Raw genomic sequence first — 18,498 nt, forward strand, 5'->3', positions numbered from 1 at the left:
GCCTGCTTATGACGACTGTATTTGTTTCTGGATGTGGCCGCCAGGATGCGGAAAGGTCCAACAGCGGTGCGGGTACTCCCTCTGCGCAACCCACTACCCCGGTATCTAGTGATTCGGCAGTACCTCCATGGGCTGTTGATCCGACTGAATCCGGGACGAACCTCCCGCCGATCGGGCGATCGTTGTTTGATTTCCTTATTACAAAGAACGTGAGCGGGGAAAAGGTCTACGACATCCCGTTTCCGTTCCCGGCTCTGACAGCTCGAATCGAATCGCACCTCCACTCCGAACGTACACCGGCGACTCTTAAACGATTGCTGATTCCGGTCAATCGCTCGCTGCAGCGGCGTGCCGGCGACGGCGAGTTCTTTACCTATCCGCGAGCTGTGCTCGCCGTCGATACAGAAGCGGATTCGTCCTTAGGTCTATCAGCCATGCATCTCAAAGACCGGCTCTTCATCGGCTACCACGAAAAGACGGCAGTATTGGAGATCATCAGCTATAACGAGGCGGCGGGCCGGTTCGAGTTCCAGATTGTCGATGACTACCGTGCCGGTGGAACGCCGGCGGTTCGGTACGCCAATCGTGCGCTCTGCACCGCATGTCATCAGAATCAGAGTCCCATCTTTTCCCGCCCCATGTGGGACGAAACCAACGTGAACCCCAAGATCGCCGCCCTGCTTGTCCATCAACGTCGCCAGTATCACGGCTTTCCCATTAGACAAGGAGTGGGAGTGCTTCAGGCCTTCGATGATGCCACCGATCGAGCCAATGAGATTTCGCTGGCCCAGCTGCTCTGGCGCGAGGGATGTGAACAGGCCGGTCGACCGGAGCAGTCGATCAGGTGTCGAGCCGAACTGATCGAGTGGGTGCTTCGATATGCGCTGTCTAAAAGATTGGTCCAGGATTGGCACACCGGCGAGGACCCTGTCGAGCCACCCTCCTTTCTTGCCGCATGGCATGTGCGCTGGCCGCATGGATTGGCCATTCCCAATCCTGATATTCCTAATCGCAATCCCTTTCGGTATGTCGCGGTGAGCGAGTTCCCCGGTCTCAGTGAGGTAGAAGCTACAGCTCTTGAGGGAAGAGAACCACGATCCCTGTTTCGCGGACCACACGAACCGACCCTGCCTCGCGAACCGCTCGAGGTATGGACCGTCCCCGATACTCCACAGACACTCGAGCGAGTACTGGTTTCGTTTGCGCAGTTTTTCATCAAGGCGGACCTCAATCGACTGAAACGCGTGATGCATCGGCAGCCTGAGCGACTCAAGCAGACAGTACGCGCCGTGGCGCAAAGCACCTTGATGGGCCGAACCGATGCTTTCACCAACCAGGCGTTCCGTCGGGCGACAATCTTGGCTGCGTTTGATCAGCAATTAGGGGTCCCGGTGACCCATCGTTGCTGTCTGAATGATCACGGCATGCCGCCGCCGCTGGACGACGAGGTTGCCTCCCATCACTCAACAGGTGCAGCGCACGAGACTTCGCTGATCGGCGAACACAACCTGTTAGATCGGTATTGCGGTGCTTGTCATCATGGAGAGGATAGCTTTCCACCGAACTTTCTCCATGGGTCTCCTGCCGAGGTCGAGGCCAATTTAACGCAATGTGCCGATCGGATCTTCGTGCGGTTAAGCATGTGGGACATTGCCGGCCCCGAACAGCTGGAAGCTCCGATGCCGCCGGCCATGCATCTCTTACATTACCGGATCGGTCTGGACGAATGGAAACGTCACTCCGATTTGCAGGTGCTTCGCAAGGAGGCAGTGGCTGCCATTCAGCGAAAGCGAGGCGCGACATTTAGCCCTGAAGATTTGCTGCAACAGGACTATGACACCTTACCGGCTTGCCTCGCTCCTCGTCGTGAGATGACCGAAGCAGTAGGAGCGCATCATGGATAGATTGAAGGCCAACGGTTGCCATGCAAAGGGTCTGATGCCGTGACCCCGCAGTCCCAATTCATGCTGGTGGCACAGGTCGCGCCGGGCCGCGAGCGCGGCCTGCGGGACCTGCTGGAGACGATGAACTCGGATCCGGGTATGGCCGACTCGGCGAACGCAGTTTTACCGTTCGGACAATTTGAACGCCTGCATTTTGCGCGGCTGGTGGTGCTGGACGATCCCACACTCGGCGACATTGAAGCGCACGCGGTCCCGCGCCCGAACCTGCCCGTCTACCTTGCGTTTATCGGCAGCTGTGACGGATCCGCAGGCGAGTGCATCGCGGATCTGGCACAGCGCGCGGATACGGGGTTGCGCCGAATCTTCATGCATTGCGACGACTTCAACGCGGATGATGATCTACTACCCTGGATGCAAGCGCATCAACATCGACTCGCTGCCAACTACATCAACTGGGTCGGTCGTACGGTACGGCAAGTCAAGGAGGAAAGCGCACTGCAACGTGCTCTCGCCGCGAAAGTGCCGCGCGCGTCGCTCGCATCGGCCGCGCAAGCTCAGCAACTCCGGCGCGAGCTGATCGACTTCGTCGATGCTGAAGTCAGCGCCGGGAGGCTTGGCCTGACGCCACCGGACCCGACACCGCTGCGCTGGAAGATCGCGAAGCTCCTCCATCTCGTTGCGATTCCCCTGGCGGGCCTGATCCTGCTGCCGTTTCTGATTGTCCTGTCGCCGCTCTTGATCTTCATCTTGCGCACGAAAGAGAACAGCGACGCCGAAATCTGCCCGCCCCCTGATCGCGCGGCGCTGCTGGAATTGCAGCGTCTGGAAGACTACGACGTGACCAACCAGTACACGGCGTTCGGCTCGGTCAAGCCGGGGCTATTTCGCCGCTGGCTCGTGACCATGGTGCTGACGCTGATCGACTATACCTGTCGCCATGTCTTCACACGCGGTTTTCTCGCACGCGTGCAGACGATTCACTTTGCGTTCTGGGCCTTTCTCGATGACAAACGCCGGCTCGTCTTCACCAGCAACTATGACGGCGGTCACGAGGCCTACATGGACGACTTCATCAACAAGGTGGCGTGGGGTCTGAATCTGGCCTTCAGTCACGGCGTGGGCTGGCCGCGCACTCGTTGGCTGGTCGCGCGCGGCGCACGCATTGAAAACAAGTTCAAGCACTACCAGAGGCGGCATCAGTTGCCGACAGAGGTCTGGTACAGGGCCTACCCGGGCCTGGCCCTGGTCGACCTCAAACGGAACCAGCGCATCAGGGAAGGGCTGGAGCTTGCGCACGTGACTGATACGCAGGCTCAAGCCTGGTTACAGCTGCTATGAGCACAAACCTGAGTCAGGACAGGTCCGTGGAACTGAACGACGTTCAGGGCTTGGTGCGGTTCGGGCACAAGCACCTGACGGAAGCTTGTTTTCTCCTACTGTGCGTCAAGGATCCAGCCGCGGCACGTGCCTGGTTGGCGCAGGCTCCCATCACAACCGCTGTCAAGGTCGATCCACTGCCCGAGACTGCGCTCCATGTCGCATTCACGAGCGAGGGACTGCGTGCATTGGAGATCGCCCCCGACCTGCTCGCGGAGTTTTCAGCCGAATTTGTCGCCGGCATGACAAGTGACGCCGCACGCGCGCGCCGTTTAGGAGATATCGGCGCCAATGATCCGAGCGGTTGGCAATGGGGCACCGGTGAGCGGGTGCCGCACGTCGCCGTGCTTCTGTATGCCCGGTCCGGGCGACTGGCGGCATGGGAACAGGAGATCGAAGCGCAGTGCGCGGCCGGCTTCGTGCGCATCGAACGCCTGTCGACATCCGATAGGCAGGACGTGGAGCCGTTTGGATTTGCCGACGGCATTTCGCAACCGCAAATCGATTGGGAGCGCAAGCGGCCGGTGCGCGACCAGGACCAGCTCGAGTACAGCAACGTGAGTTGCCTCGGCGAGTTCCTGCTCGGTTATCCCAACGAATACGGGCTCTACACAGCGCGTCCGCTGCTGACTCCACGGCGTGATTCCGATGCTCTGCTGCCGAGGGCCGAAGACGCACCGGACCAAGCCGACCTCGGACGCAACGGCTGCTATCTCGTGTTGCGTCAACTTCAGCAGGACGTGCAAGGTTTCTGGCGCGAACTGAATCGGCAAGCGGGCGGTGATGTGGACCTGCGCGAGCGGTTGGCCGAGGCGATGGTGGGTCGAAAGAAAAACGGCGAACCTCTGGTCGCGCCAAGCGAGGGCTCAGTCGCCGACGACGCTCCCGGGCAGCGATCAAACCTGAACGACTTCACGTACGAAGCCGATCCGCGAGGGCTGCGCTGCCCGTTGGGCGCGCACATCCGACGTATGAATCCGCGCAATGCGGATTTGCCGCCCGGTCCTCCGGGAATCCTCTCGCGTCTGTGGCGTATGTTGGGCTTCAACGCGGCGGCGCGGCATCAAGATTTGGTCGCATCGACACGCTTTCATCGCCTGCTTCGCCGCGGACGAACATTCGGTGCAGGCGTGGCGCCTGCATTGTCTACAGTGGAACCTTCGTCCGGGGCCGATACCGGGATCTATTTCATCTGCCTGGTGGCCAATATCAAACGGCAGTTCGAGTTCGTGCAAAGCGCGTGGGTGATCGGAAGCAAATTTGCCGGGCTCACCGGCGAAAGCGATCCGTTGCTCGGCCACCGATTGCCGGAGCCGGGAGATTCGTCCACCGACGGCTTCTCGATTCCGCAAGCCGATGGTCCGGATCGACGCTTGAACAGCTTGCCGCAGTTTGTCACCGTGCAAGGCGGCGCCTACTTTTTCCTGCCCGGGATTCGCGCCTTGCGGTACCTCGCGACGACACACTCAAAGGAGTCGTGATGCAACGGAACGTAATTGGCTCAATGACGAGCCGCCCGGTGCCGCCTGCCAATACAGGCTCGGCAGTCCTGAATTGGATCAGCGATACGTCACTGCGACTGGTGCAACTGCAGCGGCGCATCGATCCCTGGATGCGTCCGCCCTTCGACGCGGTGCTGCGCGACCCGGTCGCGCGCCTGACCACCGCGTTGATCAACTTGCTCCGCCCGAACGAAAGACTGAAGATCGCCGAGGAACGGCTGCAACCGGACGAGGAGGCCTCGCTCCAATCGATCATCGATTCGTTCCAGAAGCAGATGCGCGGGCTGTGGAAGCCGGGTGGATTCGAACGAGGCGGAAACACCAAGACCCACGGCATCGTGCGTGCCGAGTTCATCGTCCACGACGGCCTGCCGCCGCGGTTCCGGCACGGCATCTACGCGCAACCCAAAACCTATCGCGCATGGGTACGTTTTTCAGGCCCCGGGCCCTACGTGACGCCGGACATCGACGATGTGGGGTTCATGAGCATCAGCATCAAGCTGATGGGGGTTCCCGGCCCCAAATTGATGGACGAAGAGAAATTCACGCAGGACATGTTCGGTGTATCCACGCCGACCTTCGTCACACCGGACACGCGCGCGAACGCTCAGTTGCAGCTTGAGAGCCTGAAGAATGCGCAGATGTACTACTTTTTCAATCTTCGCCGCCCCCACCTGTTGGACTTCATCATGCAGGGACTATGGATCAAGACGCAGAGCAGTCCGTTCGAAGCGCCGTACTTCAGTTGTGTGCCCTATCTGTTGGGAGAAGGGCAGGCGATGCAATATTCGGTGTGGCCTAAATCAAACACAAAAACCCCGATCCCACGCCTTCCGCTGCGGCCGCCGGATGACTACCTGCGTCAGGCCATGGTCGCCGCGCTCAATCAACGTGATGTCGAGCTGGACATTCGCCTGCAGTTGCAGACCGATCCTCACCTGATGCCGCTCGAAAACAATGCGGTGCTGTGGCCGGAGCGGCTGTCGCCCCGCGTCTCGGTGGCCACCTTGCGCATCCCAAAGCAGAAGTTCGACTCACCGGCGCAGATCGCGTTCGCGCGACGCCTATCCTACAATCCATGGCACTGCATCGCCGAGCACCGCCCGCTCGGCAATCAAAGCCGCGCCCGGCGCCGCATGTATTTCGAGTTATCGAAGTTTCGACACGACATGAACGCTGAGCCGCACTATGAGCCGACCGGGGATGAAACGTTTCAATAAGCCCACATTGTTCATGACGGTTCGGGACGAAACCGCCTGTCTGCGTGTCCGCACAGGCAGGCCAAGACGCCAAGCGAGACACCGCGATTGTCCCGGCGGTTCATCGTTACGGGTACAGCCAGAGAGGGGTTGCAGATCGCACTACGCGACAGTGAGCCGAATAGCAAATAGGCCTTGATGCAAGAGGCAAGGTCTGACGCTATCTAGTTATCCTCGGAATTGACGATGATGACGACAAAGGTATCCGACCCCTTAACACGACCCGACCCCTTAACACGACCCCTTAACACTGTGCATTACAAACATGTGTCATGAAGTAGGCTGGTTCTTGTTAATTGCTTGCTTGTGGTTTAACACCAGATGTTGTACCTTCCGCGCTGGTCATAGGGAAGGCACGTCATGAGATGCTTCATTTGGAAGAGGTGGAGAAATGCAGGTCGCGATGAGAGTAATTTGCCTCCTGATTGCGATTAGCTTATTACCAGGTTGCACGTTGTGGGACGTGATGACTTTCTCTTCCGACGCCAATAGTTACGCGATACACAATTCACAAGCTCAATTGGTTGTATTTGAAGGTTCAGACATGACTAAGTGCGATGACCTAGACAAACAGGAAGGCGCTGGGTTCGCCGCTGCCGCACCAATGATAGCTGCAGGAGCTGTAGCTGTCTTTAACTACGCCGCAAGCGAATTATCAAGTTATCTCAGTAAGAAGAAAAAGGAGTTCAGCTTTCAATACAACACAAAGGTTAACTTGCCGGAATTTTACCTCAAAGACCGTGGAAGCAAGCAATACACTAAACCCGCGTATAACTGCCTGCGACTGATACGCATCATCGATGACAAAACAACAGACAGTTCTTCGGCAAACAAGAAAACGAAGCGTGCATTCGTATGGCGGGCAGCCCTTATTCCTAATGAATCAGGAACTGCTCTAAAAATAGATACGATCGACACCAAGCTCAGTCTAGCTGGTGCAAGAACGGACAGCGCAAGCAGAAAAATTGATGTCAGCGTTGAGATAAAGATCGATGCCACGACCTATAACAAGCAAGGAGACATTGTAACGACCACTATCGCCGACAAGACGCTGAGCTATCCAGGAATGACCACTCCTGAACTTAATAAGGAAGCAACCTTTGTTGCGTCCACAGTAGAATCCAGTTGGTTTCCTCCTATACCTCGCAGCGATGCCGAAATACAGAAATGTGAAGCAATCCATTCTAGTGGAGGTGAATGCCGGGGTGTCTCGGCAATTACAATCTCTGCTTTGGTGACTGAGACAGGCTCTGGAGGAGATGATTTTGGCACCCTAGGAAAACAAATCGACGACAACAAGAAAACCTTAGCAGACGCACTGAGTACAACGATTACAAATGCATTAAAGCCACCTGCTAGCAGTGGTAGTTCCAAATGAAATAGGGGGTACAGCGACAATGGAACTTTAATCTTCATACCATAACTCCATTATCACGTGAGGTGGTAGTATGTGCAGAATATTTACCCCTTTGATTGTCGTTTGGGTGATTTTCTCCCCACTCCCCACACGGGCCGATGAGACGATTGACGTAATGGCTTATTGCCAATATGTAGCAGAGACTGTCAAATCAGGGCCAAGAACAATCCGTGTTACAGACCCAGAGCCAAGCATAAAAGAGATACTCGGCATTCTCGAAGACACTACAGCTACAGGTGGTTATGAACTCAAATCCTCGTCCGACGTTAGCAGCGCGGAGGCCATTGTACTCAAGGTAGCAGGCTCGAATGTGCCGAGAAGATTAATTGTATATAACCCTGGTTGGCTTCAATCTGATACCGTGCCTGAGGAGGGGCGATGGACGGTAAAAGGGGTTTTAGCTCACGAAATAGGACATCACGTGCACTCGCACTTATTGTCCTGGGAGCAATCTCAAAGTGTCGACAGACCCGATTTCGAACTAAAAGCAGATTATTATACAGGCTGGATTCTGTCTCAAATGGGCGCAAATCTTGAGCAAGCTAAGCTGGCGGTCACAAAGTTTACAAATAATAAACCTCCTCCTTCGTACCCACCAAAGGACGCAAGAGCATTAATGGTTGAGAGTGGCTGGACACATAGTGAAGCCTATAAAATTGCAAAGAATTATCGATCAACGACGAAGCTGATTCTATTTTCACCTCTTTCAGCTCATACAGATGGCAGGCTATATATTCTCTTCGGTAATGATCTTATACATGAAAATGAACATGGCGTTGCGTATCTCATGGGAAACCGAGAGGAATCGGACAGGCCACGGTATGTGTGGACGTATAAGATCCCCCCCCAAACTCAGAACGAGATGCCCACGCAGATTTGGGATGATACAAAAGGAAAAGTCTGGTCTGAGTATGGTGTAGTTGGAGATGTTATGATGCCCAGTGTTATGACACACACGGAGAGCCCAAAGTAAGTACCAAGACTTTGGCGACCGTATCTGTACCAATCACAGGCGGCAAAAGGGCAAACTCCTTGTCCGCAGTTTCGTGAGAAGTCAAACTTGTTTCGTGCATCTCTGTGAGCTACACCACACGCCATGGCACGCCCAATTCCCGTTCCTTTCTGCTGTTCCTGCCGGCATCCCATATTTGCATCGTCTGGCGAGGCGGTGACACAATGGTGATGGAACTCCCGCGATGGCCGATCTGAAAATATACGCCGGGTCGTCCACTCCCACAAAGCCCAATGGGGTCAGATCTTGGATCGTGCATCTCTGTGAGCTACACCACACGCCATGGCACGCCCAATTCCCGTTCCTTTCTGTTGTTCCTGCCGGCATCCCATATTTGCATCGTCTGGCTAGGCGGTGACACAATGGTGGTGGAACTTCCGCGATGGCCGAGCTGAAAATATACGCCGGGTTCTCCACTCCAATCCGTCTCCGGGGCCATACCCTCCTCTGTCTGCAAGGGTTTCGTGGGGAAGGCTACAGCCCGGGTTTTGTTGCCAATATGGCGGCGATTCATCAGACTCTGTGTCATCAGCCCGAAACCACTGTCCAGGTCGTGGCATCTCCAGATGCAGTGTGTGCCGCCTGCCTCCATCAACAAGGGTCGTCCGGTTGTACACTCAACGGAGAGCCGTCGGAAGCGGACATGATTGACCAGGATCGGGTCGTCCTTGGGAGGCTTGGTCTGAAAGCGGGGGATCATCTTTCTTGGCAAGAGGTTCTCGCGCGGATCAGCAGGTCGATGAGCGGCGGCGACCTGCCTTCCATCTGCGGCAGTTGCCGATGGTTGCCGCTCGGCTATTGCCGTGAGGGGATCGATCGGCTGCGCAGTTCCATCCGAAGACGAAAAACCAACCCATAGCCCGCATTATTCGTGATGGTTCGTGACGAAACCGACGAGATGCCAGGCGAGACGGGCACGCGGAGCCCTGAGAGGCCGACGCATACTTGAAACAGTATGTTGAGGCCACGAAGGGCGAGCCTGCCCGCTTGGCCGCACACAAACCGCGGCCATGCTTGTCGCAGCCGCGTATCGGCGGTTGCAGTAGAAACACTCATGAATATTGCGGGCTAGAACCCAGGTGAGCCGTGGCGGTGTGACTCAAATCCGACCGATTCCTGTCCTGCCGCAAGACTCCTTCAGATCTACCCAGCCAACATCTTTAGCAGGCTGCGAAAAAACTCGATGTGTGTGCTTCGACAGGCTCAGCACGAACGGAAAACCTCAGTAAGTTCAATGGCCACACCGTTCGTCCTGATGCTCTCGAAGGAGGAACGGAGGGGTTTCCCGCAGCCTGATAGATCTTCGTTTCACCGAGAGCGGCGAGAGATGACGCGTTCATTCCGACGTTGTCGCCGTGCCGACCCTGCGCGATCTTTTGGAGCCGGTCGATAAACGACCCAAGATCTTTTTTCGCGGCTACGACGTCTATAATCCGGTGAAAGTGGGCGTCGTCGCGACCAAGTAGGAGGCTGACATGAACGGGCTCACGGATGAGCGAGAGCGGGAGAAATTGTGCGAGGACGTTGAGCGGATGGAAACCAGGTTCGACGTGAGCCAACGTGCCGGCAGCAATCAGGGTCACACATTTGGAACCAACCTGCCGGACAAGGACAAGGATGCGTTGGTGGAGTATTTGAAGACGCTTTGAGGGCGGTAACTTATTAACAAGGACGCCCGCACGTCGGGAGCCAGGGTGACGACGATAGCGAACGGCAATACCCACGGTTTCTCAACGACGTCCTCATTTCGCTCCTCGCGGCGACAGGCGCCGTGTGCAGTTTCACGCACGCCAGTCTCGGAAGACGCGGGACCGTGCTCACACCCCGCCTTTACAGGCGAGAAACTCTCGCGCAATTAGACCGTGACTTACACAAGAGGCGTCTCATTTCTAAATTCAAAATACTTTGACGCATGCTCCTGCTTCAGGTGGAAAGCGTAGAAGGCTGGATTTACATTGCCGCGAGCAAAGATCTCCTTGACCAACGCATCGACTTCCGCGACAGAAAGATGATACTCAGGTAGTTTCTCCGCACCCAGCTGCGTGCTTCTGGCGGCTACTATTGGAAAACCCACAGCGGAGAATCCGCCCTCGCTAATAAGGTTCTCGGGGTAACGAATGTGCTCAAATCGGTGTAGAGCCGCTATCAGCGTTGTGAATCGATCTAGCCCACATTATTCATGACGGTTCGTGACGAAACCGCCAAGACGCCAAGCGAGACGGGCACGCGGAGCCGCGAGGAAGGAAGGCATACTTGAAACAGTATGTCGACCGACCGAGCGGCGAGCCTGCCCGCTTGGGTGCGGGAAACCCGCAGCCAAGCCTGTCGCAGCGGCGTATCGGTGGTTGCAGTAGAAGCGCTCATGAATAATGTGGGCTAGCGCTGAGTCCTGGTGATGTTTCCGAAATTCTGTCCAAAGGGCTCTCACATAGGGTGAATCTTTGAGATAGTCACGCAAAACGCATTTGAGCCAGCCGATCCCCATGACCGATTTAGCCGTTGGGCTCCGCCAGCCTGAATCCAACTCCGCCAAGCAGGTCACTGACCCATGCCGCACTACCAGTTCACTGGCTTCAGATCCGGCCCGACGATGTGGCCGTGCTGCGCCGGACCTTCGTGGTTCACATCGTGCGTAAAATGCCCCCCGTACCAAATCACCACATCGTGATCGTTAATCGCCTCTCCATTGACCCAGCGGTCGATATCGGCTTCATAAGGCGGGCCGACTGCGACCACGCCGTCATCGATCTCGCTACCGCGATAACGCAGGACCCAGACATCACCCCGGCCGAACGGTGAGTCAGACATGGCGGTGGCCACACCGTCATCGGCATTCGGCACGATCTCATAGCCCTCGCCGGTGCGGGTGTTCTCAACACGCCATTTGCGCTTGTGGGCGAAGTCGCGCGGGCGGCGGATTTCGAAGCGCTTGTCGTCCCACTTGCTAGCGCCGATCAGCGGCGGATCGTTGAACTCGCGCACGCGATTGTTGCCGGCAGTGCGAATGTCGAAGTCGAACCGCCAGTAGGCATGATGGTGATGGACATTGCACACACACGTGCTCTCGACCGCGGCGAACGCGAACCTTGGGCGGATTGTGCCATTGGCGTGCAGCCGCCACTGACTGATGTAGCGGTACCAGCCTGCCTCCATTTCACTTACAAGCACGACCTCGTTGAACAAGACATAGATGCCGACACCAAGGAAGTTGCCGGTATCCGATCCGGTGTCGATGATCGTCTGGGCCGGCGCTTGGCAGAAGCGGAAGCCCGGCGCGACGTCGGTGCCGGTCGCCTGAATCATGCCCTCTTGGTACTGCCAATCGCGATAGGGTCCGCAGGCATCGCCGTCGTACTTGACGTTTAAAATCGGCACATGCGCGCGATACAAAACCCGTTTACCCTTGTAGTCGACATAGCGCAGCTCAATACCGGAGCCGTTGGTTCCACTCGAAGCGGCCGGCCGCACCGCAAGAAAGCGCCACAGCGTCTGCCCTCCTTGTGTCACCGTCACCCATACCTGCCCGGCGGTACCTTTCGCGGCCGTGGTCTGGTCGGCGGCATGCGGTACGCCGCATAAGCTCCGGTTGCGCGGACGGACGTTTGGCGGCAGGTGTTCTTCGAAGCGGATGACCCGCTTACGCGCGAGGTCAACGGCAACGATCTCATGCTGCGCGTCGCCGCCGCGAGGCAACAGCCCGACCGCGATGCGACGCTCGATGCGGCCATCCGGCAATTCATTCAACACGAGCGATGGAATAGGCTGGTACGTCTCGATCTGTTGTGAGTCGGACAGCGCGGCAAACGTCGTATCGCCACGGAGCATCTTCACGGCTGCGGCAAATTCTTCAGCCGATGGGTGCGGTGGCAACGCCGACTCGGTGATGTCCACGCGCCGCACATCACGCAGGTTACCGTCGACGAGGATCGTGCGGTGGTTCGTGTCGTCATAGAGCGTGGCGCGAAAGCGGCTCGGCGGCTGCGGCTTTTTTTCCTTGGCTCCGTCATCATCGAGCGCCTCGACGTACAGCAGCCGAGCCTTGCTGCGGCCGATGTACTTGCGCACGCTCTCCAGTGTCAGCACACGTTTGCCGATCGCTTGTAGCTCCTCACGCGTCGGACCGAACGGTGTGACTTTTACCTTGAGACCAGTATCGGACTTCCCTTTCGTAGGCATCGTTGATCTCCTTTCTCACTTCATCCGTCAAGGTCGAAGCAACCGGCACTGTGCGGCTCTACCGCGAAGTGCACATGTGGACTCCTCAGGTCGTCAGCTTCTATATCCAGGCGACTGATACCCCCTCCCGCACGCTTAGCAGGCTCTCGCGCTTCTGGTAAGGCTATCCTTCATAGCCAAAAACTTCTGCAACAGATCGGCATACGGGAGTTTGAGGAGACCGCTCTCATTCTCCAATTCTCCGAGGCGTTTCACCTCGGGCGGCTTCATGGACTGGGCTCCAATCCATTTTGAACCACGCATAACGAACCTCCTGACAACAGATGGCTAATGTGTAAACGCATCCCCAAAGACTGAGTTTGATGACAAGAGCCGAGGCATGGCATTTATGTCCGTGGTAAGCAATGTGACAGACAGCGGTGAAGCAAACTCGATACCACGCAAAACTACTCATAGTGTCATACTCCAAAACCTCTGGAAGAGCCGGCAGATACGGTACTCCATGGCATCCTGGAGGGCGAGGAACGTTATCGATAGTTGAATCAGACGCTGTATCTCTTTCGATACTGCGGTGGATCGGAAAATATACAGGCGGAGTCTCCAAATCTCTCGAAGCAGGCCCTGTCTGCTTAAACGTAAGACCACCTCAAAAACGTCCGGCAATGCCTCGGAAACCAGCCGCCTCCTCAAGATGACTCGAAATACCCATGCGTTACCGCATGGCGAAGTACCACCTGTCTTGATGAAACACTCCTCTTCAGATTTGGAAGATCGCCCATCCTAGTTTGCCAAAGTCGGTTCCTATCTGCATGGCATCTCCCCCTTCTCTACCTGACCTGAACCAGAGTTTTGACCGCGTTCACCACCTCAGGAGTGACGATGCCGGCCACGGCGAGAAGATTGCGCATTTTGAGGTGAAATTGCCGCAGAGATTGATCTTGCCAACTCCGTTGTTGCGCCACGAGATAAGTGAAATGCTTCACCCAGTTCGATGCCTGATCCGGAACAACGCCGGTCAAGTCTTGAAACAGATGCAAGGGCTGAGGGCTGTCCGACATGGACAATGGCTTCAGGGTGGAAATCAGATAAGGGCCCTGTTGATACATCGTATCAAGCTTGCTCAACAGAATTTGTGCGGCCGCATAATCGTAGACGGCCAGCACCTTCTCTGCCCACTCTGAATCCGACTTACCAGACATAGGGGTCTTCCTCACGGGAATATATGTGGCATTCAGCTCGGAATCCGGCTGCCGATCGAGGAACTCCTCACTCTCACGCATGATGCTCAAACAGGCCTCTAAGACTTTGAGATATCGTGCTTTCTCTCCTTCATGTTGCGGGGGTGCACTAAAGAGCAGGTAGCTGTAGAGCCCATAACCCGGTTTTTCTCTCATCTTGGGCTTGAGGAACCCTCGAGTCGAGATCAGAGGCCCTCGAGTTTGAACGGGTTCCTTGATAGTGACCCGTACCGAACACCGTCCATTGCCTACACTCGGCGCATTGGCCGTGACAGTGGCGACAACGTTCTTATAGGGTTCGCTCGGCTCGATTGTCACTGCGCTCAGATCCCAGCGCACTTCGTTCCCCGTGCCCTGGATATGGCCTTCAGTGACCTGCCACTGAAAGGTGAGCGGCTGCGCTATTGATTGACCATCTGATGTACTCGCCCACACACGCAATCGAACAGTTTCGCCCTGGACGATGACAGGTCGTTCAGTAAGACAAATCATCTCCAGACCATTGGTTCCATTGAGCCCGGCATCCGCTGCGGCATAGACAGGTTGGAAATCAGACAGGGGTACCATCAACCACAACACGACAACAGCACGCCAATATCCGCCTCGCCTCATTTTGCCTCATTTCCTCAGTTGACACGTCCGTGCCACAGGTATTTAGCGCCAAGTACCAGCACGTAGAACAGCGGGAGCAAAACAACCGGTTCCCCGTTGGTAAACGGTGTGTTGGAGAGAAAGGCCAGGATGGCGGAACCGACCGTCAATGCGACCGCACTGCCAAGTGCCACAAGATCCAGCCTGAACCACGAGAACGATTTGAGTGGCGGGTCGCCGTCGCTCTTGATGCACTCCTCTGCACGGACATCAAAGCCCCCGACCGTCCGGATATTTTTGATCAGGGCCTCTAAATCAGCCTTGCGCCGAGCTTGAGTATCCCCGATTTTATACGCTTGTTGATCACACAACCGGTGCAGATCCGTGGGCAACTGATCAGGTCGAGGCATGGGCGCCTCATCGACCAGCACGGGAATCACAGTGACATCAGGCCGGCTCAACGCCAGGGCAACCTCCTGATGATGGACATCGTCTGGAAGACTGATGCGCGGCCGGTTCTGCCTGTCCACAATGGTAAGCCACCGAGGGCCGACCACGATCAACACGACCGCGCAGCGATCAAGCGCCTGGTTGAGCTGGTCTCGCCAGTTCCCCGCATGCAATGTATCCTTATCGAGGAAAACCTGTTGTTCGCCGAATACCTTCGCAAGACTCTCGCACAACAAGATCGCCCAGGCTTCGGTATCATCCTGCCGATAGCTGATGAAGATTCCCGCCATGCGCTTCTCGGCCTGTATCGCAGGTGGCTGAACTAGCCATTCACCTAATTACTGCCTATTCATCAGCGGCGCCTATAACGCTCGCCGCAGCCCAAACATGCCGGCGTAATTGTTGAACTGTTCATTCCCGACCATGGCTCGGAAGTTCACGAACGTTTGCCAGCCATTGGGAAAAATCATCACGAGGCCAGTCCCAAGATTGGCGTAATTTCGAACCGGTACATCGGTTTGGAATGTGAACTTGGTCGGAGTCCCGGGAAAGCCCATAGTGCCTCGCAAGTCCTGCGCGAATTGTACATTAATGAAGCGCTGGTTGTTGGCGAATTCATGGATATAGTCCGCATTAAACTGTGGGACCAGGACAGCGAAACTGGTGCTGAAAGCGGCTGATCCCTGGACTCCGAGGACACTTTGCAGAGAATTGATCCATTGATCGTTGTACTTGAGTTCGATTCCCGTGTTGCCGTTCTCGGTGTAGCCGCCAATGTGGGTATTGCTGTAGGTCACCCCCAGGCGTGGGCCAATGGTGAATCGGCCAATCGGATGGTCGTACCCAGTCAAGAGTCCGAGCGTGAGGACATTGCCGTTGGAATTACTTGACGCAAAGCCGGGGACACAACATCCAGCTGCACCGGGCGGCTGACCGGTAAGAGCCTCGGCCAGTCGAGATATCAGATAATTATTTCGTGTATACCCACCGCTCACCTGCATGAAGGTCCGGTCCGTCGGCAGATAGGAGGCGAACAAGAGGCCGCCATAGGAATTCGTGCTGAAATTACCGCCGCTGCTGAAGTTTCCATCGGTGTTGGAATAGCTGAAGGCCAGCCCGGCAACGAGGTTTTTGCTAAACCGATAGTCTGCTCCGCCAGTGAAGCCAAAGATTGTGGACCTGTACCCATCCTGAAAGGTCGTAATGTCACGGTTGAGGGATTCGACCAGCCCGCTGGCAAACAATCCCAACCCATTCCAGCGCCTCTGGCTGCCAATGGTGAATGTCGCCGCTGACCCACCGTCGGCTGTCGTGGCGGCATACAACGGAGATGATACGGAAGAAGCGTACCCAAGGGAAAGCAGTGAGCCAAAGGGGTTGAGCCTCATGGAGGAGGATCGTGCATGTGTTTGGCCTTCCTCTTCGTCCGTCTCCTCCAACCGTTGGAGCAGCAATCTGTTCAAAATCGATGCGGCAGAACCCTGGAAAGAGGCAGCTCCACCGCCGCCTGAACTAGCGACAGGTACTTGGTTCCTTTGAGAGTCGCAGATCGCTGTTAGGTTTTGGCCGAGACCTACTATAGGTACATCGGGGTCGACACCAAAGCCTAAACCAGCGCACGCGTCAGTGAGCAGAGAATTGACCTTGTCGTTGAGGACTTGTGCTGGTGCTTTGGAGGGAAGAAGCGCGATCAGGAGAAGGACGAGAAACCCATTCTTGCCAATGGACAAGGTGTTCTTCATTGTCATGCCTCCTCGGCAAGTGTGTGATGTGGGCCTGGCTATTCCCTGGCTATATGGAATGAGCTCGGCGAAGCACCATGGTCACCTTCGGCTCGGAAACATCGCAGGCACCTATGCTGTACGATGAGCAAGAGCGATGCTAGATAGTTCCCCTATGATTTCAAGCTCGTATCACCCGGTTTCTTGAGTTTCGGGGACACCGAGCATGACGAGCGGAAGACGGACGATGAGATGCCGAAACGAATAGTATCTAAATAGATTCACCCTATGTATCTAAACTGATTCACTCCACACGTCCCTTGGCAATGAAACCTTTGCGAAGTAGCGGGTCGCCTGAGATGACTACCTGAGCGGAGATCCCAGATGAAACGGCCAGATCGCGTGGGCCAGAGGAATTGGAGAGAGAACGATTTGGCGGCTGTAATCCCAAAATGATAATGTCCGGTTTCACCAAAGTAGAAATGTCCTCTTCGTTGATAGACTGCCCGTTCTTCAAAGGAGGACGGGATGGTGGGAGAGGACAGGGTGATGATGAGTGCCAAGGAGTTGCGGCGGATCCATGTGATTCGCCAGGTGCGGGACAAGCGGATCACACAACAGGAGGCGGGCACCATGTTGCGGCTGACGGAGCGTCAGATCCGGCGCCTTCTTGGGCGGGTAAAGGAGGAGGGCGACCAGGGACGTGTCCATCGGGGACGGGGGAAGCCGTCGAATCGGCGCATCGCGGAGCCGGTCAAGGCGAAGATGCTGCGGCTGTATGAGACACGCTATGGAGACTTTGGGCCGACGTTGGCGGCGGAGAAGTTGACGGAGCGGCACCGACTCGAGGTCAGCGACGAGACTCTGCGGCGCTGGTTGCGGGAGCGGGGGATTGATCATTTCGCACGCCGGAAGCGACCGCATCGCGCGTGGCGTGCGCGCAAGGCGCATGTCGGGGAACTGGTGCAACTGGATGGGTCCCATCATGATTGGTTGGAGGGGCGCGGCCCGTGGGGTGTCCTGATGGCCTACATCGACGATGCGAGCAGTCGCGTCTTTGCTCGGTTCTATGAGTACGAGGGCACGATCCCGGCGATGGACAGCTTCCAGCGCTACATTCGGCACCAGGGGATTCCGCTGGCCATCTATGCGGACAAGCATACGACCTACCAGTCGCCAGCTGAGCCCACGGTGGCGGAGCAGCTGGCCGGGGAGGCACCCCAGAGTCAGTTCGGACGGGCACTGGATGAGCTGGGGGTTGAGCTGATCGCGGCGCACTCCCCACAGGCCAAGGGGCGGGTGGAGCGGCTGTTTAAGACGTTCCAGGATCGACTGGTCAAGGAGTTGCGCCTCGCACGGATTGGGACCTTCGAGGCGGCGAACCGATTCCTGGAGGGCTATCTGCCGGTCTACAACCGCCGGTTCGCGGTGCGGCCGGCGCACGCAGTCAATCTGCATCGGCCGAAGCCGACGGCCCAGGTGCTGGAGCGAAGCCTGTGTATCAAGACATCCCGGTGTCTGCGGAAGGACTTCACCATTGCTCATGAAGGGCGGCTCTATCAGGTTCACGACAATCTCCGCGCCACTCGTGTGGTGGTCGAAGAACATGTGGATGGGACGATGCGGCTCACGCACCACGGACGGGCGCTCGCCTTTCACGCGATCGCGGCGCGACCTGTGTCGGCGGCAGCGGTCACGGCGGTGTCCCGATCGCAGCGCCCGATCAAACCGCCGGCGGATCATCCATGGCGCAAGCGATGGCGGCAGGAACGAGGACACCACCCGGCGGCGGCCGGAACATAAACCGGACATTTCTACTTTGGGAGAAAGCGGACATTTCTATTTGGGCTT

The 18,498-nt window shown here is 56.7% G+C and carries 14 protein-coding genes; 9 read left to right on the forward strand and 5 right to left on the reverse strand.

The window, feature by feature from the left end; genetic code table 11:
• Positions 1-8 precede the first annotated feature (8 nt).
• The 8 genes from P0120_03160 to P0120_03195 all read left to right on the forward strand — a co-directional run bounded on the left by P0120_03160 (position 9) and on the right by P0120_03195 (position 10,120).
• The gene (locus P0120_03160) at positions 9-1,904 is read left to right on the forward strand and encodes a hypothetical protein (protein ID MDF0673331.1); all 1,896 of its coding nucleotides are present in this window, start codon (positions 9-11) and stop codon (positions 1,902-1,904) included.
• A 60-nt stretch (positions 1,905-1,964) separates the two neighbouring features.
• Positions 1,965-3,242 (forward strand): hypothetical protein, encoded by a 1,278-nt coding sequence (locus tag P0120_03165; protein MDF0673332.1) that lies wholly within the window; start codon positions 1,965-1,967, stop codon positions 3,240-3,242.
• Positions 3,243-3,268: 26 nt separating this feature from the next.
• The gene (locus P0120_03170) at positions 3,269-4,762 is read left to right on the forward strand and encodes a hypothetical protein (protein ID MDF0673333.1); all 1,494 of its coding nucleotides are present in this window, start codon (positions 3,269-3,271) and stop codon (positions 4,760-4,762) included.
• The gene (locus tag P0120_03175; GenBank protein ID MDF0673334.1) at positions 4,762-6,003 is read left to right on the forward strand and encodes a catalase family protein; all 1,242 of its coding nucleotides are present in this window, start codon (positions 4,762-4,764) and stop codon (positions 6,001-6,003) included. The genes P0120_03170 and P0120_03175 overlap by 1 nt, the downstream gene beginning before the upstream one ends.
• Positions 6,004-6,433: 430 nt before the next feature.
• Positions 6,434-7,420: a hypothetical protein gene (locus P0120_03180; protein MDF0673335.1), complete on the forward strand. Its 987-nt coding sequence runs from the start codon at positions 6,434-6,436 to the stop codon at positions 7,418-7,420.
• Positions 7,421-7,490: 70 nt separating this feature from the next.
• Positions 7,491-8,432 (forward strand): hypothetical protein, encoded by a 942-nt coding sequence (locus P0120_03185; GenBank protein MDF0673336.1) that lies wholly within the window; start codon positions 7,491-7,493, stop codon positions 8,430-8,432.
• A 421-nt stretch (positions 8,433-8,853) separates the two neighbouring features.
• Entirely contained in the window at positions 8,854-9,330 is a 477-nt protein-coding gene (locus P0120_03190) for a DUF1284 domain-containing protein (GenBank protein MDF0673337.1), read from the forward strand.
• A 616-nt stretch (positions 9,331-9,946) separates the two neighbouring features.
• On the forward strand, positions 9,947-10,120 hold the full coding sequence (locus P0120_03195) for a hypothetical protein (GenBank protein ID MDF0673338.1): 174 nt from the start codon (positions 9,947-9,949) through the stop codon (positions 10,118-10,120).
• Between the two features lie 907 nt (positions 10,121-11,027).
• Here P0120_03195 and P0120_03200 read toward each other — a convergent pair.
• From P0120_03200 to P0120_03220, 5 genes are all read right to left on the reverse strand, one after another.
• Positions 11,028-12,647, reverse strand: coding sequence for a hypothetical protein (locus tag P0120_03200; protein ID MDF0673339.1), 1,620 nt, complete (start codon positions 12,645-12,647; stop codon positions 11,028-11,030).
• A gap of 135 nt (positions 12,648-12,782) precedes the next feature.
• A complete protein-coding gene (locus tag P0120_03205; protein MDF0673340.1) occupies positions 12,783-12,950 on the reverse strand; it encodes a hypothetical protein in 168 nt (55 codons plus the stop codon).
• 524 nt (positions 12,951-13,474) lie between these two features.
• The gene (locus P0120_03210; GenBank protein MDF0673341.1) at positions 13,475-14,497 is read right to left on the reverse strand and encodes a hypothetical protein; all 1,023 of its coding nucleotides are present in this window, start codon (positions 14,495-14,497) and stop codon (positions 13,475-13,477) included.
• Positions 14,498-14,511: 14 nt separating this feature from the next.
• Positions 14,512-15,216: a toll/interleukin-1 receptor domain-containing protein gene (locus tag P0120_03215; GenBank protein ID MDF0673342.1), complete on the reverse strand. Its 705-nt coding sequence runs from the start codon at positions 15,214-15,216 to the stop codon at positions 14,512-14,514.
• A gap of 72 nt (positions 15,217-15,288) precedes the next feature.
• Positions 15,289-16,668, reverse strand: a complete 1,380-nt coding sequence (locus P0120_03220) for an autotransporter outer membrane beta-barrel domain-containing protein (protein ID MDF0673343.1) — start codon at positions 16,666-16,668, stop codon at positions 15,289-15,291.
• Between the two features lie 507 nt (positions 16,669-17,175).
• Between P0120_03220 and P0120_03225 the strand changes: the two genes are divergently transcribed.
• A complete protein-coding gene (locus P0120_03225) occupies positions 17,176-18,450 on the forward strand; it encodes an ISNCY family transposase (protein ID MDF0673344.1) in 1,275 nt (424 codons plus the stop codon).
• Positions 18,451-18,498: the final 48 nt, after the last annotated feature.

The organism is Nitrospira sp. (assembly GCA_029194675.1).
GTDB lineage: Bacteria > Nitrospirota > Nitrospiria > Nitrospirales > Nitrospiraceae > Nitrospira_D.

What these genes read in the sequence shown, in the direction of transcription:
- P0120_03175 (MDF0673334.1), top strand. Translation starts at nt 4,762, where the DNA reads ATGCAACGGAACGTAATTGGCTCAATGACGAGCCGCCCGGTGCCGCCT.
- P0120_03205 (MDF0673340.1), bottom strand. Translation starts at nt 12,950, where the DNA reads ATGCGTGGTTCAAAATGGATTGGAGCCCAGTCCATGAAGCCGCCCGAG.
- P0120_03210 (MDF0673341.1), bottom strand. Translation starts at nt 14,497, where the DNA reads ATGAGGCGAGGCGGATATTGGCGTGCTGTTGTCGTGTTGTGGTTGATG.
- P0120_03185 (MDF0673336.1), top strand. Translation starts at nt 7,491, where the DNA reads ATGTGCAGAATATTTACCCCTTTGATTGTCGTTTGGGTGATTTTCTCC.
- P0120_03180 (MDF0673335.1), top strand. Translation starts at nt 6,434, where the DNA reads ATGCAGGTCGCGATGAGAGTAATTTGCCTCCTGATTGCGATTAGCTTA.
- P0120_03165 (MDF0673332.1), top strand. Translation starts at nt 1,965, where the DNA reads ATGCTGGTGGCACAGGTCGCGCCGGGCCGCGAGCGCGGCCTGCGGGAC.
- P0120_03200 (MDF0673339.1), bottom strand. Translation starts at nt 12,647, where the DNA reads ATGCCTACGAAAGGGAAGTCCGATACTGGTCTCAAGGTAAAAGTCACA.
- P0120_03225 (MDF0673344.1), top strand. Translation starts at nt 17,176, where the DNA reads ATGGTGGGAGAGGACAGGGTGATGATGAGTGCCAAGGAGTTGCGGCGG.
- P0120_03160 (MDF0673331.1), top strand. Translation starts at nt 9, where the DNA reads ATGACGACTGTATTTGTTTCTGGATGTGGCCGCCAGGATGCGGAAAGG.
- P0120_03215 (MDF0673342.1), bottom strand. Translation starts at nt 15,216, where the DNA reads ATGGCGGGAATCTTCATCAGCTATCGGCAGGATGATACCGAAGCCTGG.
- P0120_03190 (MDF0673337.1), top strand. Translation starts at nt 8,854, where the DNA reads ATGGCCGAGCTGAAAATATACGCCGGGTTCTCCACTCCAATCCGTCTC.
- P0120_03195 (MDF0673338.1), top strand. Translation starts at nt 9,947, where the DNA reads ATGAACGGGCTCACGGATGAGCGAGAGCGGGAGAAATTGTGCGAGGAC.
- P0120_03220 (MDF0673343.1), bottom strand. Translation starts at nt 16,668, where the DNA reads ATGAAGAACACCTTGTCCATTGGCAAGAATGGGTTTCTCGTCCTTCTC.